The sequence below is a fragment of the Micromonospora sp. NPDC048894 genome (assembly GCF_040649765.1).
Lineage (GTDB): Bacteria > Actinomycetota > Actinomycetes > Mycobacteriales > Micromonosporaceae > Micromonospora > Micromonospora antibiotica.
Genome location: NZ_JBEZFY010000012.1, coordinates 54,773 through 78,493, shown reverse-complemented (window position 1 = coordinate 78,493; position 23,721 = coordinate 54,773). Strand labels below are relative to the sequence as shown.

Below are 23,721 nucleotides of genomic sequence, written 5' to 3'. Positions count from 1 at the left end.
CCGACTTGGAGAACCTCGTCCTGGCACTCGAAGACATCGCCGTGCTCAGCGACTCTACGAGCCGCAATCGGCTCGTAGAGTGGATCGACAGTGAGCTTCGTGTGGAGGATCCCGAGTCGCGACTCAATCCGGACCGGGCATCGAACCAACGGGCGGACCTCATCGGGATCGTCACGGCGGTATTGAACAGCCCGCGTGCTCTGCCGATTCTATCGAGAGCAATCTGTTTGCTCGCTCCCGGACAGCCAGCCACGAACGCGCTGCGGGACCTGTGCAGCCAGGTCGCCCAGCGGGAGCCGGTGCTGCTTGACGAGACCGGACGGATGTCACTCCTCGATGAGCTAGCTGGGCTCGCCCCCAGCCGGGACGTGGCTGCGCTGCTCGCGGAGGCCACCGCTCCGGCACCCCCACCAATCACGGCCGGCACGCTGCGCGCCGCAGTCGCACGACTGGAGCGGCGAACCAGCCCCGTCCCGCTGTTTCGGTTCCTGGAGCTGACCGCCGGGTGCGCCACGACTGCGGACTCGGCAGCCGCGCTGCAGCATTGGATCGATGGGCATCTTGATTTGGTGCCCGCTAGTCGCAGGCCGGAGCTGGCAGCGTTGCGGCAGCGACTGCTCACAGGCCCTGCCACGCAAGACGGCCGGCCCAGCCTCGAGATCCGCATGGAACCCGTCGATGAGGACCGGTTCAGCGTGTTGGCGTGGCTGTCTGCCGCAGGCCCCGACACGGCGGCGAACTGCGGCCCGGAGAACACCCTCACGCGCTTGGAGATAACGCAGTGGCTGGGGCAGCTCCTCGATTGCTACGCCAGCACCGTGCTGGCGCCTGAGCGGCGTGCCCGTGTGGACTTCATCCTGCCGGCGAGTCACCTGAACGAACCAGTCGACGGCTGGAGCGTGACGTACGGCGGGGAGACCCACCGGTTGGGCACTCGGTACCGGGTGGCGGTTAGACCCGACACGCGCTCAGTAGAAGGAGCACAGCGGTTGACCCAACGCTGGAAGATCACCTCGCGCATCATCGCTACCGAACATGTCGCTGATGATGTGGTCGGGTGGTTGACGACTACGTCCTCCACGGACTTGTGGCCCCGGCTTGACCGCGACGACTGGGCGTGGTTGGCGATCACCTGCCCGATGATGGGCCAGACGGATGCGGCGGTGACAGCCGTAGTAGACACGGGTACCCCGGTCGCCCTCTGGATCCGAGGTGACCGTGCTGCCGACCTCCGCCAGCGGGTATTGACCGACGTCTGCCGGGCCCGCCAAATCGACGAGCTACCTGAATCAGTATGGGCTTTTCGCAGACACGGCTGGACGGCAGACGACGACGTACGACGCGACCTAGTGCTCATGTGGGACGACCCGACCCGACCGCCTCCCGACGGACCGAGCCTGATCGCCCCTCGACCTCAGGAGGTGCGGCGCAATGAGTAGCTGGCTCGTCTTTCGCGGCTCAGGTGAGCCGCACAACGGGATCGACGACCTGCCACCGCCGCCGAACTGGCGGCGTTTCGACGGCGGCCCGCCGATGCCGGTGCCCGGAAACAGCGCCGACCCCACCATTGGCCGACGGCTCGGTCGCCGGCGTCCGGCTCTTGCCGGTCATACCAACCCGAACGCCGTTCACATGGTCAACGCCGCTTTGTACCTGCGGCGCCCACTCCTGGTAACCGGAAAGCCAGGCGTGGGCAAGTCCGCCCTTGCCTATGAGGTGGCCCACGAACTCGGCCTCGGCCCAGTTCTAACTTGGCCGATCTCCAGCCGGTCCACCCTCGCCGAGGGCCTGTATCAGTATGATCCGATTGGCCGGCTGCGGGAGGAAAACCTGCGCCAGCTACGCGAAGGCCAGCCCCGTACGGACTCTGTCGCAGCTGATGCGAGCCCCCCGACGGGCGGGGTGAGTCGGCCCGACCTGAATGGCACCGACGCGGACGAAGCCAGCATCGGCCGTTACCTCACGCTCGGGCCACTCGGCACCGCATTGTTGCCGTACGACCGTCCGCGTGTGCTGCTCATCGATGAGATCGACAAAAGCGACATCGACCTACCCAATGACCTCCTCAACGTGTTCGAAGAAGGCGAGTACGTCATCCCTGAGCTGCGGCGGCTCACGAAAACCGCACCGCGCGTCAACGTGCTCACCGCCGACGAGGACGTTTCCGCCACGGTCAGCGCAGGGCGTGTGCGCTGCCGAGCATTCCCCTTCGTCGTACTGACCAGCAACGGCGAGCGCGAATTTCCGCACGCGTTCCTGCGTAGGTGCCTGCGGCTGACGCTCACCGAGCCGGAGCCGGACCAAATCGCGGCAATGGTCGAGGCCCACCTGGGCGCCGACGTGGCCGCTAAGGCCAGGGAAATGATCGAAGCGTTCGTCACCAACCGCAACGGCACCGGCGTGTACGCCACCGACCAGATACTCAGCGCCATCTACTTGCGATTCTCCCGCAGCGACACCGACTCCGACGCGGCCATGATGCAGACCGTGCGCGCGGTGCTCAGCGACCTGAGCATGTCCGGCCCAGGGTGAGATCGGGGCTTGCGACATGACGACCGCGCTACTCACAGCGTTGACCCGGGCGTTGCCCGAGGTCACGTCACTGGAGTTGGCAGAGGCACTATGGCTGGCACAGTTCGTGCAAGGCGCAACCCCGCCCGCGCCGGCCACCGCAACAGCCACAGCACCGGACGGCGACCCGAGTACGAAACTTGCCGAACCTACCCACACCGGCGACACGGCCGACCGCTCGGATGACACTGCTGAACGAAGCGCGGAGCTCTACCCCGCAACACCGACTGCCGACGGCGCCGACGTCGACGCCCTGCGGGTAGGCGGGCCCAGGGTGCCGGCTCTGCCTGCTTCGCTGGAACTGGCCCGGGCCATGCGACCACTGCGACGGCGTACGCCGTCGCGCCACGTCCGAACAGTCGACGAAGCTGCTACCGCCGACCGCATCGCCTTCGAGGGGTTGTGGATACCGGTAGAGCGGCCCTGCCCGGAACCGCGCTTCAACCTAGCGATGATCGTCGACGCATCACACTCCATGCTGGTGTGGCGCCGCACGGTGCATGAATTCCGAGCCCTGCTGCAACAGGTCGCGGTATTCCGCATGATCTCCAGCTACACGGTCAACACCGACTTGGCTGAACCTGCACCGCTTCAACTGCAGGCCGGCGACGCGCCGGCTAGCCCCCTGACCAGTCCATCAACGATCATCGACCCAACTGGACGCCTCCTGATTTATGTCGTCACCGACGGAATCGGTAGCGCGTGGCACGACGGCCGCATGGACACCCTGGTACAGCGGTGGGCGGCGACAAATCCTCTCCAGATCATCAATGTGTTGCCACGGCGACTGTGGCGCAGCACTGCTCTGCGCACTGTGTATGGTCCGCTGCCGTTGTATGGGCACAGAGGGCGGGTGCCAGTCACGGTCATGGAGCTGTCGACGCAGGGGTTGGGCCGGCACGCATCGGTGCTCGCGGCCCGCGCCCTCGGCGGGGGCACCCTTGTCGGTGGGACCGAGGGCGTCAGCGGTCAGGTGCTTCTGCCGCCCCTCGGCACACGTCCCACCGCTACACCGAAGCCGGACGAAGCAGTGCGGCGCTTTTTCCAACTAGCCTCGCCCACGGCGCAGCAGCTGGCAGGCTGGCTTGCCGCTGTTCCGCTCACCCTGCCGATCATGCGACTGGTCCAGCAGGTGATGCTACCCAGCTCGACGCCTGCGCACTTGGCCGAGGTGTTCGTCAGCGGATTGCTCCTACAGGGAGCGACCGACTCACGCGATCCCGAGCTGACCGAGTTCGACTTCGTTCCAGGGGTCCGGGACCTGTTGCTCGACAACACTGATCGATACGAGACACTGCGGGTACTCGCCGAGGTATCCCGATACGTCAGTGACCGCCTGGGACAGCCGCTAAACTTCCCCGCGCTGCTGGTCGATCCGGCGCAATCTCACGTGCCAGAGCTCAGCGCGGGCACGCTTCCGGTGGCGCGGATCGCCGCCACGGTGCTGCGCCGCCTGGGTCCCCGGTACACCCTGCTGGCCGACCGGCTGGACCGAGCCGTGATCGTTGCCGTCGAGCACCGCCCCGTGGAGGAGCACAACGCCCTGGCCGCCTCGGAACAGACGGAGCGATCACCTGTCGCGGCAACGCAGCTCAGCATCCCGTGGCCCTCGGCGGCTGTAGACGCCAGCGAAGATGAGTTCCAGACGGATCCGCACGCCCCAGTCTTCTTCCTCAGCTACGCCCGGACAATGTCCATCCGCAGTGGAGTGTTTCGGGACACCTCTCAGAAGGTCTTCCAGTTCTTCGTCGACCTGTCCGACCAGGTGACAGAGCTGCTGAGCCTGCAGCCCGGACGCACCGCCGGCTTCCTCGACCGGGCCCTCGACAGCGGCCAGATGTGGACCACTGAGCTGGCCTTCGCGGCCGGACACTGCCAGGTCTTCGTCCCGCTCATATCCCCGCAGTACGCACGCAGCGCTTTGTGTACCTGGGAATGGAACGCGTTCGTGCGACGCCAGCAGCGGCGCCGCCCCGACGCCCAAAAAGGCCCGGGACAATTGCCGATCATCCCGGTCAACTGGGCGGTAACAAGTCATCCCCGCGACCTGCCTGAGGCTATCCGGCGGCGGCAGATGTTCTCGCCGACCAACCTGCCGCCGGACATCGCCCCGCAATACCAGCAGGAGGGCATCTACGGTCTACTCAGACTAGGCCACAACGGAAAGGACGCGTACGACGCAGTAGTGTGGCGGCTCGCCCAGCGGGTGGTCCTGGCAGCGAAGACACAGTGGGTGGAGCCACATGTGTCGCAGGTCGACGAACTCAGCCACGAATTCGAGGAGTCCGGGACTGCGTAGATTTCGTGTTCGACCTAGCTGTGGTCCGTTTGGACAGGACGTTGCTCCTGTCCGGGGAAGGACCACGTCATGGCAGATAAGAAGAACGTTGTTCAGCTTCCGCAGCCGTCGGTGGCGGAGCTCGCTCAGCACCTGTTGGAGCGGGCCAGGGCCGATGGGGTCTCGTTGGGTCGGGTCGGGTGGGCTCTTGGCCGGGATCACTCGTACCGTACTGGAAGCAGCGCTTGATGCGGAGTTGGATGCGCACCTCGAGGAGATCGGCATCGACGAGGAGTCGGGTTGGCGGGCCAACGTTCGCAACGGGTACGGTGCGGAGACGGTGCAGACCGAGGTCGGGCCGGTGCGGATCCAGGTTCCTCGGGACCGGGCGGGTTCGTTCACGCCACAGATCGTCCCGAAGCACGTCCGCCGGTTGGACGGGTTCAACGAGCGATCTTGTCGCTGTATGCCAAAGGGTTGACGACCGGGGAGATCTCCACGCATCTGGCGGATGTGTATGACGCCGACGTGTCTCGGGAGTTGATCAGCGGTCACCGACATCGTCCTGAACGAGGTGGGAGCGTGGCGGTAACGGCCTCTGGGCCGGGTGCATCCAGTGGTGTTCATCGACGCCCTGGTGATGAAGATCCGGCAGGGGCAGGTCGCGAACCGGCCCGTCTTCGTCGTGGTCGGGATCAGCCCCGACGGGGGAACGCGACGTGCTCGGTAGGTGGGCCGGCACCGGCAGTGAGGGCGCCAAGCAGTGGGCCGGCTACCCCACCGAACTCCGAAACCGCAGGGTGGAGGACGTGTTCATGGTGCGCTCCGACCGGCTCAAGGGCATGACGGCCGCGATCGAGCAGGTCTGGCCCCTCGCGGTGCACCAGCAGTGGGTCGTGCATCTCGTCCGGGCCAGCCTGCGATACACGAATCGCAAGGCTGGGCGGTGTTGGTCAGGTGGCCGGGGCGAGGGTGAGCAGGCCGCAGCCGTACGCCTTGGCATGCCCGATTCCGCTGGTCATGGCGCGGCGGACGGCGTCGGCGTCAGTGACCTGGAGAATGCCGTCGTACGTCACCGTGGTGAGCGTGACCGTTCCCATACCCCGTCTGAAGGTTTGGGCCTGGCGGCGGTGCAGCCGTAGGTTGGGTAGGCCGTCGTGTTGCGGTGCGATGGCGAAGCCGTGCCGGTCGGTGCGGCTGGTCAGCCAGCCGATCTGTTCCTCTTCCCGCAGGTAGCCGAAGCGTTGGGTCTCCTTCGCGTCGGCGGTCTTCCGGCCGCTGTGCGTCGGGTTGGCGGTGAGTCGGAAGGCCCACTGCTGGCCGGGGCGGAGGGACTGGAGCAGTCCGTCGTAGTCGCGGGTCACCCAGGCCTCAGTGGCGGGCCAGCCGGCCTGTTCGACGAGGTGGGTGAGGTCGGGTCGGCCGGGGCTGACGATGTAGAGGTGCACGGTCGCGGTGGCCGGGGTGTCGAGTCGCCAGAGGGTGCGGCTGCCGGCGTGCTCGTGGTCTTCGGGTGCGGCGAAGGCCGCGCGGACGGCGCCGTGCATGGCGTGGGGTGAGGAGAGCAGCTTTCGCGCGCCCCGGCGGGCGACGTTGATTCGGAACCGGGTGAGATACATGGTCAGCCTCCCAGCAGGCTCAACGGGTCGTGGTCGGTGACGTGGGCCCGTTCCGCAAGGTCGTTGGCGACGTCCACGTGTCGGCGTAGCACCGAACGCCAGGTGTGTTGCCGGTGGGCGGGGTCGAAGCTGACCGGTTCGTCGGGCACGGTCTCGGTGACCGGTTCGTCCGGCCGCGCATCCCGGATGATCTCCAGCCGGATGGTGCTGGCAGCTTTGCGGCGGTACCAGTCTGCGGCGAGCCAGGGCCATGTCGTCAGTGCGCCGTCGAGGGTCAGGTCGTGGACGCCGAGGTTGATTGGACCGGCGGGTGGGCAGGAGCGACGCCCGAGGTAGAGGGGGAACCGTGGGCGGCTCAGGGCTTTGGCCAGGCCGTGGAGCAGTTCCCGTTCACCGCTGAGGACGGCGAGGAAGGCGGCGTCGGTCAGGTAGTAGCGGTAGGTCAGTGGTGCGCTGGTGCGTCCGTCGAGGGAATGGGCGGTCTGGAAGTCCCGCAGGAGTTGTCCGGGTTGGTCCAGGCGTACCCCGAACTCCAGGCCGAGCAGTTCGGTGAGCGGTTCGGTGCGGCGGATGCCCTTTGCGGCGGCGAGTAAGCCGATCACGCCGCTCTTGGTGGGTGCGATCTCGGTGCCGCGCCGGGCGAAGCGGCTGGACGAGCCCCACGACTGCAGCGGTCCGGCGAGCCTGAGCACCAGCACGCTCATGCGGGCTGCCCGAGGGCCAGGGCGACGTGCTCTCCCACACCGTTGACCAGTTCGCCGAGGCTGACCGCCTTGCCGAGGTCGGCCAGCACGGCGGTCTTCTCGCCGACCTGGGTGACCCAGCTGGCGGTCGGTCGCTCGCCGAAGGCGTTCTCGACCGCGACGGTGTGCTTCGCCAGGGCGGCGGCGGCCAGTTCCACCCGGCCGGCGGTGTGGGTTTCCCGGATGGGCGTCTCGAACGCGCCGACCAGGTTGATCGGCTGGGAGTCGCGCATCCGCACCAGCACCGCGTCGGGCAGGGTGCGGTGGGCGAAGGTGTTCTGCTTGCCGGTGGGCATGCTGCGGACGAAGGCCGTGAGGAACGCCTCGACGGCGGCCCGGGTGGCGTCCCCGTCGCCCAGGGTGCGGTGCAGGGCGTCCACGTCGAGGGTGGCGTAGCGGTACAGGGTGGACGAGTTGAACTCGACCGTGCCGATCATGCCCGCGCCGGTCTCACTGGCGTCGGCCTTGCGGTCGTCGACGGCGGTGAAGTAGTCGAACTCGTTGTCGACGGCGTGCACGCTGATGGCGTGCGCGACCTGGCAGGCGGCGTCGACGTTGATGTCGGCCATGTCGGCGACCATCCGCCCGAACAGGGCGATGTCGATCGAGTGGTCCGCGTTGGCCAGCGCCTTGAACCGGCTCTTGTCCAGGGCCTCACCGGCGCGGTGGGCTTCCAGGGTGGCAGCGGCGATGTTGTCCAGTTGTCGGCGGCTGAGGAACAGCAGATATCCGGATTCGACGTCCTTGACGTCGCCCTTCTTCTTCTCCGCCTTGGCGAGGCCGGATGCGGCGAAGGCGTCGGTTGCCAGGGCGGATGCCGCCTCGTCGGACAGGCTCGGGTCGAGGGTTTTGAGTCGGGCCGCGAGGGATTCGCCCACCCGCTTGGTGCGCTCCCCGAGCTGGGAACGGTCGACCAGGGTGGGGAAGGCCAACCGGACGGCCCGCTTCCATGCCTGGCTGGACACCCGGGCACGGCGGACACCGCCGTAGATGGCGGTCTTCGGCGAGCCGGTGTCGTCCCGGTTGAGGTTGCTCGGCGGTACGGACTGCAGCACGTAGACGTCGATGATGGTGCGGCTCATGACGCGTTCTCCTCAGGATCGGGGGTGACACCGTCGGTGTCGGTGGCATCGTTCGGGTTGCTGCGGAAGAACTCCCGGCCCCACACGGCCTGCACCCGAGGCCGGCCGCCGGGTTGGCGCAGGGTCTGCAGGTCGTCGGCGAGCAGGCCGTAGTCGAGCGGAATCTGGTGTTCCCGCAGCATCACGATCAGGCTGCGGAGGTGGTAGACGCTTTCGGGGTAGGAGCTGGCGGTGCCCAGTGCGGCGAAGCGACGCCGTACCCCCTCTGGTGACCTGGAGGCGCGAACGAGGGCGGCGAGGGCTTGGCCGAGGCCGTGTCCGGGGCTGTGCATGCGTTCCCGGCGCGACTGTTGGTGCAGCGCGTACAGGGTGACCGCGTCGTGGGCGGCGTACTCGGCGTCGGCCGCCTCGGCATCGTCGGCGGGCCTGTGGCCCAACAGGTGCGGGGGAATCTGAAGGTACCGCTCCAGGGTGTAGTCGAAGCCGGGCACCCGGCCGATGCCGCGGCGGAGTCGGGCCAGCGTGCTCACCGCCTCCGGGTCGGGCGCGTCGCGCAGCAGCCGCGACTGTAGGACGCCCACCGTCCGGGAGACGTGCTTGCCCAGTTCGCCGCAGGAGCGCACCCATGGCTTACGTCTCGGGGTGCCTGCCTGCTGAAGGTCGACCACACTCATACCGTCTCCTCCTGCCGCTGCTGCGTGCGTTCGGCCGCCATGGGCAGCGCCCTGGCCAGGCCGGTGCGGAACCATGCCTCGGCCTGCGAACTTGAGTAGTGCACCGACTTGCCGGCGCGGTCGACGCCGGGCCGGCCGACCCAGGCTGCCGGGCCGGCGGCGGCGACCAGCTCGCGGCCGAGCCGGTCCACCGTCCGCCGCACCTGGTGCTGCCACCAGGCCCGCTCGGCTACGGGATCACTGTCCGGGCCGAGCGTCGCCCCCCAGTCGCGGAAGGCGCGGTCGAGTACGGCGTAGGCGCGCTCTGCCGCACGGTCGGCCTCGCCGCTGTCGGTGTCGCGCCCGCCGGCGGCGCGTACCAGATTGGTGGCGAGGCGGCGCAGCACCTGGACTGCGGCCTCGGCGTCGGCGCTGGCGTCGATGACCGTCGCGCGCAGCGCGGAGTGTTCGACCAGCAGCAGCACGTTCATGGTCAGTGCGTCGCTGAACACCTCGTCGATGACCGACTGTTTCGAGCCGTAGGCGACGCTGACCGCGCGGGGCCGGACCTGCATGTGGTGACTGATGACGCCGGTGACGGTCAGCCGCGCCAGCCACTGGATGACCATCGGTGACAGCCGCTGCGCTGCGTCGCCGCCGCGCGGTGGCGGGGGCGGCAGCAGGGTCTGCAGTCCTCGCCACAACGCCCGGGTGTGGTCGTGGGGGCGGGGGAGGTAGATCGGGGTCCGTTTCTGTTCGCGTTCGCGTGGGCCGCTGCGCCCCCAGACGCTCATCGGTTCCAGCAGGTGCCGGTCCTGCCATTCGAGACGGTCACCGTTGGCGATCATGGCGCCGGTGATGCCGTCGGCATCGCCGAACAGTCGGATCCGTCGGGACTGCCAGGTGTAGAGGCTGAGCAGGCCCCAGGGGCCGCGGGTCACCTCAGCTTCCTCGGCGGCCGTCTGCGGGTGGCGTTCCCACACCGGCAGGTCTCGCTGAGCGGCCCGCTGCCAGCCGGGGGCGATCGGCACCAGGTTGAGCAGCAGGGTCTCCCGCAGGGTGTCGCCCTCGACGTAGATGCCACCGAGCCAGCCGAGCAGGCTGGCGCCGATCGGGTAGCCCTTGCCCTTCTTGACCCGAGGATCGCCGAGCGCTCCGGTCTTGATGCCCGAGGTGTCGTACGCCTGGCAGTGCACCAGCCACCGGGCGGCCTCCGCCGGGGTGATCGACTCCAGGCCGGAGCCCGCCCGGGATGTCAGGAACGGCATGCCGTTGGGGACGTCCGCGATGAGGCGTTCCAGACCGTAGGTGTTGTCCTTCTCCGCCTGCAGCGTGGCGACCTGGTAGAAGGGGTGCTCCGGGTGCAGGAGGTCGAAGCGGTCGCGGAAGGCGTCGAGGTAGTCGGCGATGTCCGACAGTGGTAGTTGTCGGTCCCGCCAGAGCGACTGCCAGGCGGTCTCGCCGGGTGGGCCGTCGGTGGCCCGGTGCAGGATCGCCAGCGCCAGCCGCAGGATCGCGAAGGTCTGCGAGGGCAACTCGCAGGCGATCATGCGTACGTCAGCGGCCTGCGCGAACAGGTCCGACAGCGACAGTTCGCGGCGCTGGCCTGCGACATCCAGTACCGGGATCCATGCCTCGTCCACCAGGGAGAAGCCGGGCGGAGATGGTGAGCTGGTCATCGGCGTCACCTCCTTTGCCTTCGAAGTGGGCTCAGCGGGCTACCTGGAGCCCGTCAGTGGGGGAGTAGTGCAGGTCGAAGCCGGCCACCGTGGCCCGCCCGTCCGTGTCGAGGTCGAGGACGCGTTCTCCGGCGAGCCACTGGTTGCTCTGCCAGGCGGCGACGTCGACGCGTCGGTCAAGGTCGGCGATGACCTCGTCGATCACGTCGGCGTGGGTCATGGCGAGTGGCAGGGGCAGGGTGCAGCGGGCGATCTGCCGGGGCAGTGGCCAGTGGGGGACGCTTCCGGTCGGTATCGGTGTCCCACCGCCGTCGATCCATGGCGGTGTGACCAGGCCGTCCGCTGTCCGTACCAGCAGTAGGACCTCGAGTGACTCGCTGTCGCTGTCGCGGACGTGACCCAGCGCCGTGTGGTCGTCGGCCTTGCCGACGCCGCCGGTGAGCCACCCGATGAGCGGCACCCCGTGTTCGGCGACCTCAGCCAGCCGGTAGCTGTCGGCCTGCAACTCCTTCGCGGCGACGTCGTCGCGCTGCTTCGCCTCTGCCTCGACCATCGTGGGCTGCCACGATTGCGGACCGACGGCCGCGTCGCCGTAGGCGTCCTGGGTGAGGGTTGGAATGTCCGCCGGGAGGCGCAGTGGCGCGCCGTCGAGGTGCGGCAGGAGGACGGCGGCGCTGCGCAGCAGGGTCGCTGGTTGGTAGACGCGGCGCGAGCCGCTGACCGGTTGCGGCGGTTCGCAGGTCCAGTCGGCACCGGTGATCCAACAGCGTGGCGTCGTGAGCCTGCCGGGGCGTGGGCGGGGGTGGCGGTGCAGCCGGCCGATGCGCTGAAGCACCAGGTCGACCGGGGCGAGGTCGGTGACGAGCAGGTCGAAGTCGATGTCGAGGGACTGTTCTGCGACCTGGCTGGCCACCACGATGTGCCGTTGGGGGCGGTTGCCTGCGCCAGGCGGTCCGAACGTGTCGCGCAACCAGCGGTCCTTCGCCGCGCGGTCGACGGCCATGAACCGGGAGTGCGCCACCGATACCGGGAATTCCGGTCCGAGGGCCGCCCGGAGTGCCGCCGCCGTGTCGTGGACCCGGGCGACCGTGTTCCGTACGACGAGCGCGCAGCCGCCGGTCGTGAGTTGGTCGCGGAGCAGCCCGGCCAGGGTGGGTAGGTCGTCATCCAGGGGTCTGACCTGCACCTCGATGCTGCGGCCGGAGTCGGCGCAGCTGATGCTCGTACCGCCCCGCTCGGCTACTGACGCGGTCACCAGCGGATAGCGCAGGTCGCTGCGTACCGCCGCGTAGTGGTCGACGACGGGCTTGCCGCGATCGCGCCAGGTGGGTCGCGGTGGTGGCCCGAGCCGTCCCCGGTCGTAGGCCGCCATCAGGTCGGCGCGTCGTTGGGCGGGCAGCGTCGCGGAGAGCACCACCACCGGCACGCCGTAGGCGGCGAGCCACTCCAACGCGCGGTCGAGGAAGCGACTCATATAGACGTCGTAGGCGTGTGCCTCGTCGATGACCACGATCTTGCCGGCGAGGCCGAGGTGGCGCAGCACCAGGTGTCTGCCTCGCAGCGCCGCGAACAGCAGTTGGTCGATCGTGCCGACGACGAAGCTGGACAGCAGGGTCCGCTTCGGTCCGGCCAGCCAGGCGTGTACGCCGATGTCGGCGCCTCCGGCGTCCTGGGCGATGCCGGTCGGTAGCGCCGTGGTGCGCAGCTGGTCGTACTCGGGGTTGAGGGCTGCCTTGCCGTGGGCGAGCCGAACGTCGCGGTCGCCTCGGCCGACCTGTGCGTCTGGCAGGCGGAGCAGCCAGGACAGCATGCGGCCGAACATGGCGTCGCTGGTGGCGCGCGTGGGTAGCGCCAGGTAGCAGCCGGCGGCTCCGGTACGGCGGGCCAGGATCTCCACGGCCGCCAGCGCCGCCTCCGTCTTGCCTTCGCCCATCGCTGCTTCGACGATCATCATGCCGGGTGTCGGCATGGTGGTGGCCTGGTCGGCGACGGTCCGCTGCACCGGTCGCGGCACGGCACCGACGGGTAGCTCGAACCGTGCGCCGAACAGGTCGTCCACACTGGCAGGTGGTGCGACCGGCAGCCATGGCGCGGGTAGGCCCAGCGTCTCCCAGCCGACGGTCAGCCGGTCGGTCCCGACGTCGTCGAGGGTGTACGGGAAGAAGTCTTCGTTGCTGGCGATCCAGTCGGCGACGATGACGAGGCCGGTGAGTGCGGCCTGCACCGGTTGGGACAGTGGGGCGTCGCTCCAGGCGGTGAGTCGTTCGGTGGCCCCCGCCCGGTCGGTCATCCAGGTCAGCAGTTCCTGTTGCACCTGCCGCCAGGCACGGTCGCCGAGTAGGTGGGGACGGAACTGCACGTCGCGGAGGTTCTCGTCGGTCGGTGGCACCCCGTGGTGGCCGCCGACCACGATCGCGTAGGCGTGCGGGTCGGTCCAGCCCTGCTCCTGCAGCCAGTCGGCCAGCACGATGTGCCCGGCGGTGGCGTGCGGGGCGTACCGGCGGTCGGCGCGGATCAACTCCGGGTCGTAGCGGAGGCCCTGGTGGCGCATCTGCTCGGCCAGGTGGGAGGCCTGCCAGGCGAAGGCGGGTGTGGCCTTGCCGATGTCGTGCACTCCGGCCAGCCACACCGCGAGGGTCCGGGCGTCCGGGTCACCCCCGGGTAGCTCGTCGGCGATGCGTCGGCGTACGGCCGGGCTCAGCCAGTGGTCCCACAGCCTGCCGGCGACGTCGGCGGTGTCGGCCAGGTGTCGCCACAGCGGTAGCCAACCGACGGGGGAGGTGCCCTTGCGGTCGGTCTTGCCCCAGACGGACCGTGCCGCCTCGCCGAGCTGCGGGGCACCGGTGGCGAGTTGCGTGCTCACTGCGCGACCGCCGGCAGTAGCGGGCTGGGCGTTCCGCTGTGCGACAGGTAGAGCATGTCGCGGGCCCGGGTCAGTGCCACGAACAGCAGGCAGCGTTCACGTTGCAGGTCCTGTTTGTGGGCGTGGGGGTCCTCCGCCGCCGAGGTGATCGCGTGGGGGGCGGGTAGCACCCCGGCGTCCAGGCCGACGATCGCGATGCACTGGAACTCCAGTCCTTTCATCCGGTGCATCGTGGCGACCCGTACGCCGTCGATGCCCCGCTTGTCGTCGGCGACGGGGATGTGGGCTTCACTCAGGGTCCTGCTGATGGTCTTGACCAGCTGCCCGGTGCGAGCGGCGACGCCGATCGCGTGGGGCTCGACGTTCTGCTCCAGCCACGTTCCGACCCGTTCGATAAGCGCTTCGAACTCGTTGTCCCGGCTGCCGTGCGGTGCCAGGACGGGCGGATGGCCACGGGTGATGGACCGGTAGCCGCGCAGGCTGTCGCCGTCATCGTCCAGGCCGGTGGCGGCTTCGCCGTTGAGGACCCGGACTGACAGATCCAGGATCTCGTGGGTGGTGCGGTAGTTGACGGTGAGCCGCCGGGTCCGGCCGCGCACCTCGATGCCGAGTTGGGTGAGTGACACCTGGCTGTCGTAGATGCGCTGGTAGGAATCGGCGAGCAGGAACATGTCGTTCGGTCCGGGCGTGACGAGCGCGCGAAGCAGCCGCCACTGCGCCGGGTGGAGATCCTGCCCCTCGTCGACGACGACGTGTCGGTATCGCGCGGGGGACTGGCGCGCGATCACGGCCGCGTCGTCGGCGAGCTGGGTGTGCGTCCGTAGGCGGCGTTTCGCCAGGTCACCTTCGGCGGCGACGATCGTCGCGCACACCTGCTCGCGTTGAGCCGCCCGCAGGCCTTCGCCGCGCCCCCTGCGGGGGGCGTCGCGGTACGCCTCCAGCGTGGTCAGCCGCTGGGCCAGGACCACCTGCTCCCATTCCCGCCGAAGGAACGCACTGCTGAAGGTCGTGACCCGACCAGCGCGGTTGACATACGTTGGCCCGTTCTTCGCCGCCACGTCCCAGAGCTGGTCCAGCACCTCGGCGTCGGCGACCGCCACCTTCCGACCGCCGGAAGTAACGATCTCGTACGCCAGCTTGTCGACGCTGACCACGTCGATGCGGGCCCGCACCGTGGGGTCGTCCGTGAGTCGGTAGAGCTGTCTGTCGAGTGCCTCGGCGAGCGCACGGGTGAACGTGGTCAGCAGCACCTTGGACCCGTCCTGCGGCAGCCGCTGGGCGAGGAAGACCGCGCGGTGCAGTCCGGTGACGGTCTTGCCGGTGCCGGCGCTGCCGGTGACCAGCGCAGGGCCGTTGTAGGTCTCCCGGTAGGCGACATCGCGTTGCGTGGGGTGCAGGAAGGTGCGCCACACGTCAAAGGGATGGGCGAGGATCGCGGCCAGCTCCACCGGACCGGAGACGAAGGCGATCCGTTCCGGGGTACGGCGGGCCGCCGCCACGAGGTCGTCGGTGTCGACGCCCGACACGATACGGTCGGCCACCTCCGCCCAGACCTCCTCGACGGCCATGCCGCTGGCCAGCCCGTTGAGGATGTCCAGTTGGACCTCGGGTAGGCGTCGGCCGAGGCTTTCCAGCTGCCGGTCCGTGCTGATGAGGCGCAGCAGGGGCAGCAGGTCGGCGTCCACGCCGAGGCGGAGGAGGTCGGCGGTGGAGATCCCGTCGAACAGTCCGCCGGTGGGCGGCCGGGACGGCGTCGTCGAGGCGAACTCTTCGATGCCGGCCTGGTCACGCATCTCCAGCACGCCGAGGACCTGGTTGACGGTGAACCGCCGGCTCACCGCGAAGGCGATGGCGTCGTCGTGGGGGAGGACGTCGAGGAGCACGTACTTCTGCTCACCGAGCGCGAACACCACGCCTTGGTATGCCTGGTCGATGGGGATGAGGTGAATCTTGGGGTCCCGGGCTCCGGAGAGCTTCTCCAGGTGCAGGCCGGTATGGGCGTGCTCGGCGAATTTCCGGATGGCCGCGTCGACGGCACGTTGCACCCGGCGTTGCAGCCGGGCATAGGCGGGAAGAAACCCCCGATCGATGGCCAACTCGGCCATGCGTCCCTCCGTCGTTCATCGCCCGAGACAGGCCAGGGCGCCAGTTCCCGGCGCGATACAGGTAAGGCAGCTGCGGCCGGCCTTGACCCGCGCGAGACGCGGAAGAAGGGTCGTCAGGTGGGCCGCTGACGCCGACGCACAGTGAAGCAGCTTGTGAATCATGTTTGCAACGTTTATCTTAGTGCTGTCGGTTCACCGACACTCCCGTGGTCCCAAGGGCGGTCACCATGGCTAAGCTCAGCGCCGTGCTGACGGGGAAACGTCTCAGGAATCGGTATGTGTTGGGCCGCTATCCCCTGCCGGGCAGTGGGATGGGTGAGGTCTGGGTGGCGCGGGACACCCGACTTGAGCGCGACGTCATCGTGAAGTTCGTCCAACCCGCGCTGCTCGACGTGGAGCTGATCCGTCGGTTTCGGCGGGAGGCGCTCCTGACCGCCCGGCTCGACCACCCCGGCGTGCCCGCCGTCTACGACCTCGACGAGCACGACGGCCGGCCGTACGTCGTCCTGGAGAAGATCGACGGGATCACGCTGTCGACCCTGGTCGACGAGCAACACCCGGTGCCGATCGGCTGGGTGGCCGCCATCGGTGCACAGATCAGCAGCGTCCTGCTCGCCGCCCGACAGATCGGCCTGGTGCACAGGGACATCAAGCCCAGCAACATCATGCTGGACCCGAGAGGTGCCGTGAAGGTGCTGGACTTCGGCCTGGCCGTCATGCGCGACGACGACCGCTACTCGCGGATCACCGAGACGGGGCAGAGCCTCGGCACCGTCGGCTACATGGCCCCTGAGCAGATCCTCGGCGAGCCCACCGACCACCGCACCGACCTGTACGGCCTGGGCGGCACGCTGTATCACCTTCTCACCGCTCAAGTGCCGTTCGACGGCGATACGACCACCACCACGCTGCGGCACCAGCTGGACGACCCGCCGCCCCGCGCGGCTGAGCTGCGTCCCGAGATTCCGGCCGTCCTCGGCGAACTCGTCGACTCGCTGCTCGCCCATCGGCGCGAGGACCGGCCGGCCGATGCCAGCGAGGTGTATGCCGCGTTGGCACCGCTGGCCATGGCTCGGCCGGCGCTGCCGGGGGTGGTCAGCGACGGTGTCGGTGCTGTGCAGGGGTACGCCGCGGTCGTCGGCGGGACCCCGCAGCCCGCCCACCGCGTCGCGAGTCCGGTCCCATCATCGGTGCTCGACCCGGAGCAGGTGGCGCGGCAGGCGGACCAACTGTTCGCCGCCGGCGAGTTCCGGGCTGCGGCACGTCTGTGGCGGAGCCTCGTCGAGCACCATGTGCAACGTCACGGCGACGACCACCCCGCGGTGTTCGGCTTCCGCCTGAAGACCGCCCGTGCTCATGACTTACTCGGTGAGCACGGGCGGGCACTACGCCAGCTCAACGACCTACTGCGTGACCAGACCCGGTTGGTCGGTGCCGGACACCCGAGTGTGCAGCAGCTACGTCAGGAGATCGAAGCCCTGGAGGAAACGTCGGCGTCGTCTCCCCGCTCTCGATCCGTACCGAGCGTGGGTCGCTGAACGCCCGGGGGAGCAGCACCGCCTTCTGCTCCGGGAACCGGCCGCTGCCGTAGTGGAAGATCAACGCGCAGTTCTGCCCACGGGTCTCCGTGGTGAGCGCGCGCCGCGCGAGCGGTGAGTACATCCGGCTGTGTTTCCACCAGGCGGCTTCCTCGCCGTGGCGGTCGAAACCACGGCCACTGGCGGCATGCCCGAACGCGTCGTGCACCGCGCGGAACATGTCGTTCTCGCCGTCGCTGAGATAGGGGTGCGCGTTACCGCTGGCCGCGCTGGCCCATACCTTCAGCCGGCGCTCCCGCATATCGTCGACCATGGACTCGACGCTCTGGTAGGGGTCCTCGTCGACGATGCGCGCCGCCACGCCCAGGCCGCCGAACTCGACGCGACCTATCAGGAAGTGGTATTGCCGCACGGTCTCCTGGCAGAACCTGGCGTACGAGGGATAGGCCCGCTCGTCCCGGCTCGGCGCTGCCACGTACGCCGCCGCGATGGCGGCGCCCAGGGCAGGGTCAAGGCGTACTGCGGCGTACGCATCCGCCGGGACGGCGCGGACGCTGGGCCGGTACCGCAACGCGCCGTCGTGCAGGTACCCGACCGGCGGGAACGTCGTGGTCGACGTGGGCGTGGCTGCGAGCAAGGGTGTTCATGGTCCTCCTTCGGTTGTGGTGGATGGTGCGGATCAGTCAGCGGGTGATCTCGGCCTGACGTACGTCGAGCATGTTCAGGTCCTGAATGGCCGTCGACCGCTGCTCCGCTCGGAGCAGTGCCCCGAACATGCGGATCTCGGAGACCCGACGGTCCCGGTGGAGCTTGGCGAACTTGCCGATGGTCGTGCTGTGTCCACGGCGTGGCATGAGGTCCTCCTCGGAGGTCGATGGAACGGGACGCCGAAACAGTAGCGCCTGTGAACGGAGTACACAACATCCGATCTCATGCTAGTGTTCACGTGTGACAGTGGAGCGGAACACGGCCCTCGGAGCGGCGACCCTGACTGCCAGTGGCATCGCGCGACTGGCCAACGTCGGCAGAGCCGCAGTGAGTAACTGGCGCCGGCGTTACACCGACTTCCCCACGCCGGTGGGTGGCACTCCGACCAGCCCGTTCTTCGACGCACACGAGACCGAGCAGTGGCTGCGTCGCCACGGCAAGCTGCATCAGGCGGCCACCGAGCAGTGGGCCTGGCGGCACATCGAGAGCTACCAGCCAGCGGCGCAGATGACCGAAGCGCTTGGCATCGCCGGCGCCTACCTGCTCGCTGGTGTGGATCAGACTCCTGCCGCCAGCGAGGGCCTGTTGACCCCGAAGCAGCTCGTCACCCGCCTGAGTGCCCTCGACGCCCGGCTGGCCGACATGGTCGGCCGGATGCTGCCGAAGCAGTGGACCCCGCAGCTCACCGCCGTGCTGCGTACCGTCGACGAACTCGGTCGCGAGCAGAACGCGGAGACCGCCTTCGAATACCTGCACCACCAGTACGTCACGTCGGCGCACTCGATGTCCGGCCTCGCCGGCACCCCAGACACCGTCGCTGAGGTGATGCTGGCGCTCGCCGGCTCCGGCGCGTGCACGTTCGACTTCACCAGCGGCACCGGCTCGATCCTGCGGATGGCAGCCGACCAGGCACTGCAGCGGGGCACCCTGACGCACTGCTACGCCCAGGAGATCAACCCCAAGTACGCACTGATCACCCTGCTGCGCCTGTGGTTCGTGCACCTGCGGGCCCGACGCGCCGGGCAGGAGGCGGCTCCGCCGGTCGTGCACGTGGGCGACAGCCTCCTCGCCGACGCCCTGCCCGACCTGCGGGCCGACGTCGTCGTGGCGAACTTCCCGTTCGGTATCCACGACTGGGGACACGACCGCCTCACCTACGACCCGCGCTGGGCCTTCGGCCTACCCCCGCGTACCGAACCCGAACTCGCCTGGGTGCAGCACGCCCTGGCCCATCTCTCTCCCGGGGGCACCGCCGTCGTCCTCATGCCCCCGGCCACCGCCCTGCGTCCCGCCGGCCGGCGTATCCGTGCTGAACTCGTCCGCCGGGGCGCCCTGCGCGCGGTCATCGCCCTGCCCGTCGGCCTCATGCCACCGACCGGCATCGGCCTGCACGTCTGGGTTCTGCGCCAACCCGACCAACGACAGGCACCCGCCACCCCGGAGCTGCTGGTCGTCGATGCCACCGCCATGCCGAAGGACCACACCCTCGCCGAAACCATCGGCACGGCGTGGCGCAGCCACCTGTCCGGCGACCTCACCGAAGCACCCGGGGTGCATCGCGCCGTGGACGCCATCGACGTGCTCAACGACCAGGTGGACCTGACACCGCAGCGCTACCTGCCGCACGCCGCCGAGGACTCCCTTGACCCGGCCCTTATCCTCGCCACGATCGACGACTTCGGCCGGCTCATCGACGACGTCCGCCGCAGCCTCCCGCCGGTGCGGGAGTCAACAGCCGAAGCCCTCCGCGCCGCATCCCACGCCGAAGTCGCCGACCTGATCCGGGCGGGCAGCGTCGCCGTGCACCGGGCGGTGACCCGAAGCCGGGCTAGTAGCACGGGCACCGACCGTCCCGTTCTCACTTCCAGCGATGTCCTGGCCGGCCGGCCGGCGACCGGTACGGCCACCCACGCCGCGACCGAGGATGCCGGTCCACGGGTGGAGGACAGCGACATCCTCATCCCGGTCATCGGTCGTGAGATCGTCGCTCAGGTGGCTACCCCGGAGCAGGTCGGTGCCGAACTCGCGCCGGGTGTGCAACTGCTGCGCGTGGACAAGAATCTGTTCGACCCGTGGTTCGTCGCCGGGGTCCTCTCCCGCACCGACAACGTCAGGGTCGCCGGCCGGGCCTCCAGCAGCGGCAGCGGAGCGCTGCGCATCGACATCCGACGACTCGCCATCCCCGTGGTGCCGCTGGAGCAGCAGCGAGCGTACGGGGAGGCCTTCCAGCGGCTTGCCGAGTTCCGTACCGGACTCGGTCGGGTCGCTGCAGCGGGGAACGCCCTGGCCCGTGACATCAGCGATGGACTCACCTCGGGCGCTCTCGCTATCACGCCCTGAGTGGCCCCTGTCGGTCTCCGGGACGCTATTTAGCCTGTGCTGCCTTCGGTGAATGCTCGCAGCCCGAGTTCCGGTGCCAGCGCCTCGGCGAGCCAGGTGATCCGCTGGTCACCGGCGGCCAGCCCAGCGCGGGCGACCGCACACCAGTCCTCCCGATCAAGTAGGGAAAGGTAGTTGTCCAGGACCTGTTCCCGTCGACCGTTGGACCACGACAGCCGCACCGTTGGCTGGCGCAGATACCCAGCCAGTTGCGCGGCCATGACGAAGCGCCCCACCGTCGGCTCCAAGCGACCCGCGTGTTCAGCATGGGCCGCGATGACGACGGGAGCGGGCGGATAGTGATCGAGTGTCATGCCCATGCCAGCGCTGTCAGCCATGATGGTCAACAGCAGGCCGGTGTGATCGACCAACTCGCTGTCCGGATCTACTGCAGTGATCGCCTCGTGCAGATGTGCGGCGGTGGCGACCTCTCCCGCAAAGTAGCGGTTGAGACAGTCGCCATCACATGCCCGCCGGAGCAGCCAGGGCCGGGCCCTCGAACTGCCCATCTTGCACAGGGACTCCACGACATATACCCGGCCCCAGCCCGTGACCCGGTCGGCCAGCCACAGCAGGGCGTCTGAGCCACCACAGCACCATCGGCGTTCCAGGGCGTGGACGGCCAGCGGACCAAACTGGCGTGACAGCAAGCCGAGCGTCTTGATCAGCGTGATGTCGTCGTCATCCCCGAGGGTCGCCAGCAAAGCCAGACCGACAGTTGCCGCACATCGATCGGTGGCGTGCCGGACGAGCCAGCGACCGGTTGTCCGAACTCGTTCGGTGTCCGCCCGGCAGGCGGCAGCCGCGATGTGTTCGTTGGGATGGATCGGAACATAGAGGTCATGGAAGGCCGTGGCAAGCTCGTTCGGAACGGCGGACGGCTCGGCGAAGTGCGCGTCCAAGACGGCGGCGACCGCAGCGCCACGCCGACGCGGATCCTTCGGCTCTCGGGGACGAGGTTTCCGCCCGCGATGCTGTCCGTCATCCGGATAGGGATCGCCGTCACGAGGAAGGGGTGAATCGGGGTCCTCGCGATGCCATCGCAACGCATGATCAAAAAGGGGCAACTGGAGTCCGAGCGATCCAGGCTCGGCGGTTGCGCTCATCGGCGGTCGATGGACTCAATTCTCTCGATCACTCGCCGATCATTGCAGGTACTCCAGGTGGCCGGCAACCCGCCGGCGCTGCTGCTGTGGTTATCGGTCCCGGGTGGCCTGGCGGCCTTCGCGAGCTGCCTCCTCCACGCGGAGCAGGTTGTCGATGATGGTGGCGATCCCCTCCTGTGCTGCGGGGGAGAGCTTGGTGATGGAACGGGCCATGACCCGTACCCGGCGGCTGTGCTCTTCGGGTTCTTCCTGGTCGCCGAGGAGGTAGCCGGCGGGAACGTCGAAGAACTGGGCTAGGGCGCGGAGCGTGGATGCCTTCGGGTTGATCCGTGGAGCGCGCAGCAGGTTGCGGATGCCTTCGGCGGTGATGCGGTGACCTGCCTGGGTGAGCGCCCGCGCGACCTCGGCCTCGGTGTAGGGGGCGCGGCCATCCTGGCTGCCCTCGAAGAGGCTGCGGAGTCTTGTCTGGATCAGTGCGGAGGCGTGGTCCTCTGCCTGGTCGGCTGGGTTGTCGGTCATGGCGCCCTTCCCACTTCCAACTACAGTTGGCTGAATCGCGGACTGTAGTTGACGCCCTACTAAGACGCGTGTTTAGATCGCGTTGTCGCTCCGGCAACTGCGGTTCGCTTCAAAGTGAAGTGTAGTTGGTTGGAGCGTAGCGGATCGGACTGACCCTATCCAGGCCACGTCCGATCCACGGGAGGCGGCACCCGAGGGGGGTGTTGCTCCCGGGGCCGCTCGCCCGGACGGCGTCCACGTCGGGGCGGGCAACGGGGGCCGGTCGCGTCGAGCCAAGTCGACCGGCCGGTGCCACGCAGCACGCCTTGAGGGCGGGGTCGTGCTGCGTTCGTTGGGTGAGCGGCCCCATCCCGACGAGGTCGTGGCCATGACCAATCCGCTATGAGGTGAGGTGAGTCCATCGTGAGTGCTCGCGAAATCCCGCGTGAATTCGGTGCGGGCACTCGAGTAGAAGCGCTGTGGAGCAGGGCGGCTTCCCTGCAGGCTGGCTGCCCGCTGGTCAGCGTCTCATCGGCCGACGGCGGGGTGGGGCGCTCCACGCTTGTGGTGGCGCTCGGTGGGTTGCTGGCGCTTGCGGTGCCTGGGCCGGTGGTGGCTGTTGATGCGACCGTTCGCGCCTGGGGCGGCGTGGAGCATCGGGTGGTACGGCGCAGCCCCGCAACCGTGTGGGACGCCGTACTTGCCGGGACAGCGCTGGCCGACAGGGGGGTCGCGGAGCGCCTGATGCAGGGCGGTCCAACCGGACTGCGGGTGCTAGTGGGGGAGAGCAGGCTGACCACGCAGCGGCGGCCGCCGAACTGGCCGGAGCTGCTCGGCGTGATCGGTCATCTCCGCATGACGTCGAAGCTGATGCTGCTGGATCTGCCCACCGCGGATACCGCGCCGACCTGGCGAGTCCTGAGCTGGGCGACGGTGCCTGTCCTGGTGTCCCGGGCAACGGTGGACGCCGTGCAGCACACCCTGCGGCTGCTGGCCCATATGCGGGCGGCGGGTGTGGAACGGGTGACCGATGGCGCGCTGGTGGTGGTCATGGCGACCTCGCCGAGCACCGCCCGGGAGGTGCGGGCGGTCGAACAGTTGGCGAAGCGGGCCGGAATCGACCTGGTGCGGGTGCCGTACGACCCGGTGCTTGCGCGTCCGGACGCACTCGATCCCCGCTCATTGAGCAAGGCCACCCGGTCGGCGTTGACCGAGGTGGCGGCGATGGTGATCGACCGGTGCCCGGTCGTCGCCGACTCGTCGGGCGCTTCCTTGACCTGATCTGTCGCATTCCCACGGGGAGGACTAACGATGCTGGTGCATTGGCTGGCAGCCGCAATGACCGTCCGGGCGCCGGTGATGACGGCGCTGCTTGCGCCATCACCCACGCCTACGCCGTCCGGTGAGGGCTTCGACTTCAGCCGGATCAGTCCGGACCCGGCGGCGGTGCCACGGTCCGACCTGTTCTACAAGTTGGCCAACGCCGCGCTCTTCCTCGGGGTGGTGTCTGCGGTGGCAGGGCTTGCCGCCGGCGCGATCGCGTTCGGTATCGGGCCGATCTTTGGCGCGCACATCATCAGTGACCGCGGCAAGTCGATGATGTGGAAGGCCGGGCTCGTGGCGATCGTGGTCGGCTCCGCCACCTCCATCATCGCGTTCCTGCTTTCCGAGATCTAGGGCTGCGGGCATGGAGGGGAGGACGTTCGAGCTGACGAGCGGCGCGGTGACGACCGTGCGTTTGCGGTTCGTGGCAGGCATTGCGGCGATGGCGATACTGCTCATCGGCCCGCTCCTCGTCCCGGGACAGGCGGTGGCCGCCCCGACTTCGGTGCCGGCCTCACCGGTGGTGCCGTGTCCGGCACCCGAAGGCGGACAGCCCGGCGGTCCCAGGGAAGCCGA

The 23,721-nt window shown here is 68.8% G+C and carries 17 protein-coding genes and 2 pseudogenes; 9 read left to right on the top strand and 10 right to left on the bottom strand.

Features of this window, described 5'->3' with window-relative positions; all coding sequences use genetic code 11:
- Positions 1 to 5 precede the first annotated feature (5 nt).
- The 5 genes and pseudogenes from AB0C22_RS23900 to AB0C22_RS23880 form a co-directional block, all read left to right on the top strand.
- A complete protein-coding gene (locus AB0C22_RS23900; protein WP_357537109.1) occupies positions 6 to 1,439 on the top strand; it encodes a hypothetical protein in 1,434 nt (477 codons plus the stop codon).
- Positions 1,432 to 2,532: a MoxR family ATPase gene (locus AB0C22_RS23895; protein WP_357537107.1), complete on the top strand. Its 1,101-nt coding sequence runs from the start codon at positions 1,432 to 1,434 to the stop codon at positions 2,530 to 2,532. The genes AB0C22_RS23900 and AB0C22_RS23895 overlap by 8 nt, the downstream gene beginning before the upstream one ends.
- A gap of 16 nt (positions 2,533 to 2,548) precedes the next feature.
- The gene (locus AB0C22_RS23890; RefSeq protein WP_357537105.1) at positions 2,549 to 4,870 is read left to right on the top strand and encodes a TIR-like protein FxsC; all 2,322 of its coding nucleotides are present in this window, start codon (positions 2,549 to 2,551) and stop codon (positions 4,868 to 4,870) included.
- Positions 4,815 to 5,579, top strand: a pseudogene (locus tag AB0C22_RS23885) (transposase). Before AB0C22_RS23890 ends, AB0C22_RS23885 begins: the two are co-directional and overlap by 56 nt.
- Positions 5,569 to 5,733: pseudogene (locus tag AB0C22_RS23880) on the top strand (transposase); the annotation flags it as partial. The pseudogenes AB0C22_RS23885 and AB0C22_RS23880, both read left to right, overlap by 11 nt.
- Before the next feature lie 69 nt (positions 5,734 to 5,802).
- On the opposite strand, the gene cas6e reads toward AB0C22_RS23880, so the two are convergent.
- The 7 genes from cas6e to AB0C22_RS23845 are packed head-to-tail and all read right to left on the bottom strand — an operon-like array spanning position 5,803 to position 15,593.
- Positions 5,803 to 6,468, bottom strand: a complete 666-nt coding sequence (cas6e, locus tag AB0C22_RS23875; RefSeq protein ID WP_357537103.1) for a type I-E CRISPR-associated protein Cas6/Cse3/CasE — start codon at positions 6,466 to 6,468, stop codon at positions 5,803 to 5,805.
- A gap of 2 nt (positions 6,469 to 6,470) precedes the next feature.
- Positions 6,471 to 7,172 carry a type I-E CRISPR-associated protein Cas5/CasD gene (cas5e, locus tag AB0C22_RS23870; RefSeq protein WP_357537101.1) on the bottom strand — a complete coding sequence of 234 codons (702 nt, stop codon included), beginning with the start codon at positions 7,170 to 7,172 and terminating at the stop codon, positions 6,471 to 6,473.
- A complete protein-coding gene (gene cas7e / locus AB0C22_RS23865; protein WP_357537099.1) occupies positions 7,169 to 8,293 on the bottom strand; it encodes a type I-E CRISPR-associated protein Cas7/Cse4/CasC in 1,125 nt (374 codons plus the stop codon). Before cas7e ends, cas5e begins: the two co-directional genes overlap by 4 nt.
- Positions 8,290 to 8,967, bottom strand: a complete 678-nt coding sequence (gene casB, locus AB0C22_RS23860) for a type I-E CRISPR-associated protein Cse2/CasB (protein WP_357537097.1) — start codon at positions 8,965 to 8,967, stop codon at positions 8,290 to 8,292. The genes cas7e and casB overlap by 4 nt, the downstream gene beginning before the upstream one ends.
- Positions 8,964 to 10,625 (bottom strand): type I-E CRISPR-associated protein Cse1/CasA, encoded by a 1,662-nt coding sequence (casA, locus tag AB0C22_RS23855; RefSeq protein WP_357537095.1) that lies wholly within the window; start codon positions 10,623 to 10,625, stop codon positions 8,964 to 8,966. The genes casB and casA overlap by 4 nt, the downstream gene beginning before the upstream one ends.
- A 31-nt stretch (positions 10,626 to 10,656) precedes the next feature.
- Entirely contained in the window at positions 10,657 to 13,488 is a 2,832-nt protein-coding gene (gene cas3, locus AB0C22_RS23850; RefSeq protein WP_357537093.1) for a CRISPR-associated helicase Cas3', read from the bottom strand.
- The gene (locus AB0C22_RS23845) at positions 13,485 to 15,593 is read right to left on the bottom strand and encodes a UvrD-helicase domain-containing protein (protein ID WP_357537091.1); all 2,109 of its coding nucleotides are present in this window, start codon (positions 15,591 to 15,593) and stop codon (positions 13,485 to 13,487) included. The genes cas3 and AB0C22_RS23845 overlap by 4 nt, the downstream gene beginning before the upstream one ends.
- A gap of 311 nt (positions 15,594 to 15,904) precedes the next feature.
- Between AB0C22_RS23845 and AB0C22_RS23840 the strand changes: the two genes are divergently transcribed.
- Entirely contained in the window at positions 15,905 to 17,131 is a 1,227-nt protein-coding gene (locus AB0C22_RS23840) for a protein kinase (protein ID WP_357537090.1), read from the top strand.
- 683 nt (positions 17,132 to 17,814) lie between these two features.
- Here AB0C22_RS23840 and AB0C22_RS23835 read toward each other — a convergent pair.
- Positions 17,815 to 17,985: a hypothetical protein gene (locus tag AB0C22_RS23835; protein ID WP_357537088.1), complete on the bottom strand. Its 171-nt coding sequence runs from the start codon at positions 17,983 to 17,985 to the stop codon at positions 17,815 to 17,817.
- 181 nt (positions 17,986 to 18,166) lie between these two features.
- Here AB0C22_RS23835 and AB0C22_RS23830 point away from each other — a divergent pair, with 181 nt between their 5' ends.
- Positions 18,167 to 20,179 (top strand): N-6 DNA methylase, encoded by a 2,013-nt coding sequence (locus tag AB0C22_RS23830; protein ID WP_357537086.1) that lies wholly within the window; start codon positions 18,167 to 18,169, stop codon positions 20,177 to 20,179.
- 29 nt (positions 20,180 to 20,208) lie between these two features.
- On the opposite strand, the gene AB0C22_RS23825 is transcribed toward AB0C22_RS23830, so the two are convergent.
- Positions 20,209 to 21,324, bottom strand: coding sequence for a hypothetical protein (locus tag AB0C22_RS23825; RefSeq protein ID WP_357537084.1), 1,116 nt, complete (start codon positions 21,322 to 21,324; stop codon positions 20,209 to 20,211).
- Positions 21,325 to 21,414: 90 nt separating this feature from the next.
- Positions 21,415 to 21,843 carry a hypothetical protein gene (locus AB0C22_RS23820; protein WP_357537082.1) on the bottom strand — a complete coding sequence of 143 codons (429 nt, stop codon included), beginning with the start codon at positions 21,841 to 21,843 and terminating at the stop codon, positions 21,415 to 21,417.
- A 402-nt stretch (positions 21,844 to 22,245) separates the two neighbouring features.
- Here AB0C22_RS23820 and AB0C22_RS23815 point away from each other — a divergent pair, with 402 nt between their 5' ends.
- Together AB0C22_RS23815 and AB0C22_RS23810 are read left to right on the top strand one after the other, a co-directional pair.
- On the top strand, positions 22,246 to 23,103 hold the full coding sequence (locus AB0C22_RS23815; protein WP_357537080.1) for a hypothetical protein: 858 nt from the start codon (positions 22,246 to 22,248) through the stop codon (positions 23,101 to 23,103).
- A 30-nt stretch (positions 23,104 to 23,133) separates the two neighbouring features.
- Positions 23,134 to 23,499, top strand: a complete 366-nt coding sequence (locus AB0C22_RS23810) for a hypothetical protein (RefSeq protein ID WP_357537078.1) — start codon at positions 23,134 to 23,136, stop codon at positions 23,497 to 23,499.
- Positions 23,500 to 23,721 lie beyond the last annotated feature (222 nt).

Excerpts from the sequence above, each read along its gene's own strand:
- AB0C22_RS23835 (WP_357537088.1), bottom strand. The coding sequence starts at position 17,985 with ATGCCACGCCGTGGACACAGCACGACCATCGGCAAGTTCGCCAAGCTC.
- casB (WP_357537097.1), bottom strand. The coding sequence starts at position 8,967 with ATGAGTGTGGTCGACCTTCAGCAGGCAGGCACCCCGAGACGTAAGCCA.
- cas5e (WP_357537101.1), bottom strand. The coding sequence starts at position 7,172 with ATGAGCGTGCTGGTGCTCAGGCTCGCCGGACCGCTGCAGTCGTGGGGC.
- casA (WP_357537095.1), bottom strand. The coding sequence starts at position 10,625 with ATGACCAGCTCACCATCTCCGCCCGGCTTCTCCCTGGTGGACGAGGCA.
- AB0C22_RS23895 (WP_357537107.1), top strand. The coding sequence starts at position 1,432 with ATGAGTAGCTGGCTCGTCTTTCGCGGCTCAGGTGAGCCGCACAACGGG.
- AB0C22_RS23820 (WP_357537082.1), bottom strand. The coding sequence starts at position 21,843 with ATGACCGACAACCCAGCCGACCAGGCAGAGGACCACGCCTCCGCACTG.
- AB0C22_RS23890 (WP_357537105.1), top strand. The coding sequence starts at position 2,549 with ATGACGACCGCGCTACTCACAGCGTTGACCCGGGCGTTGCCCGAGGTC.
- AB0C22_RS23845 (WP_357537091.1), bottom strand. The coding sequence starts at position 15,593 with ATGGCCGAGTTGGCCATCGATCGGGGGTTTCTTCCCGCCTATGCCCGG.
- AB0C22_RS23810 (WP_357537078.1), top strand. The coding sequence starts at position 23,134 with ATGCTGGTGCATTGGCTGGCAGCCGCAATGACCGTCCGGGCGCCGGTG.
- cas6e (WP_357537103.1), bottom strand. The coding sequence starts at position 6,468 with ATGTATCTCACCCGGTTCCGAATCAACGTCGCCCGCCGGGGCGCGCGA.
- AB0C22_RS23825 (WP_357537084.1), bottom strand. The coding sequence starts at position 21,324 with ATGAGCGCAACCGCCGAGCCTGGATCGCTCGGACTCCAGTTGCCCCTT.
- AB0C22_RS23840 (WP_357537090.1), top strand. The coding sequence starts at position 15,905 with ATGGGTGAGGTCTGGGTGGCGCGGGACACCCGACTTGAGCGCGACGTC.
- cas7e (WP_357537099.1), bottom strand. The coding sequence starts at position 8,293 with ATGAGCCGCACCATCATCGACGTCTACGTGCTGCAGTCCGTACCGCCG.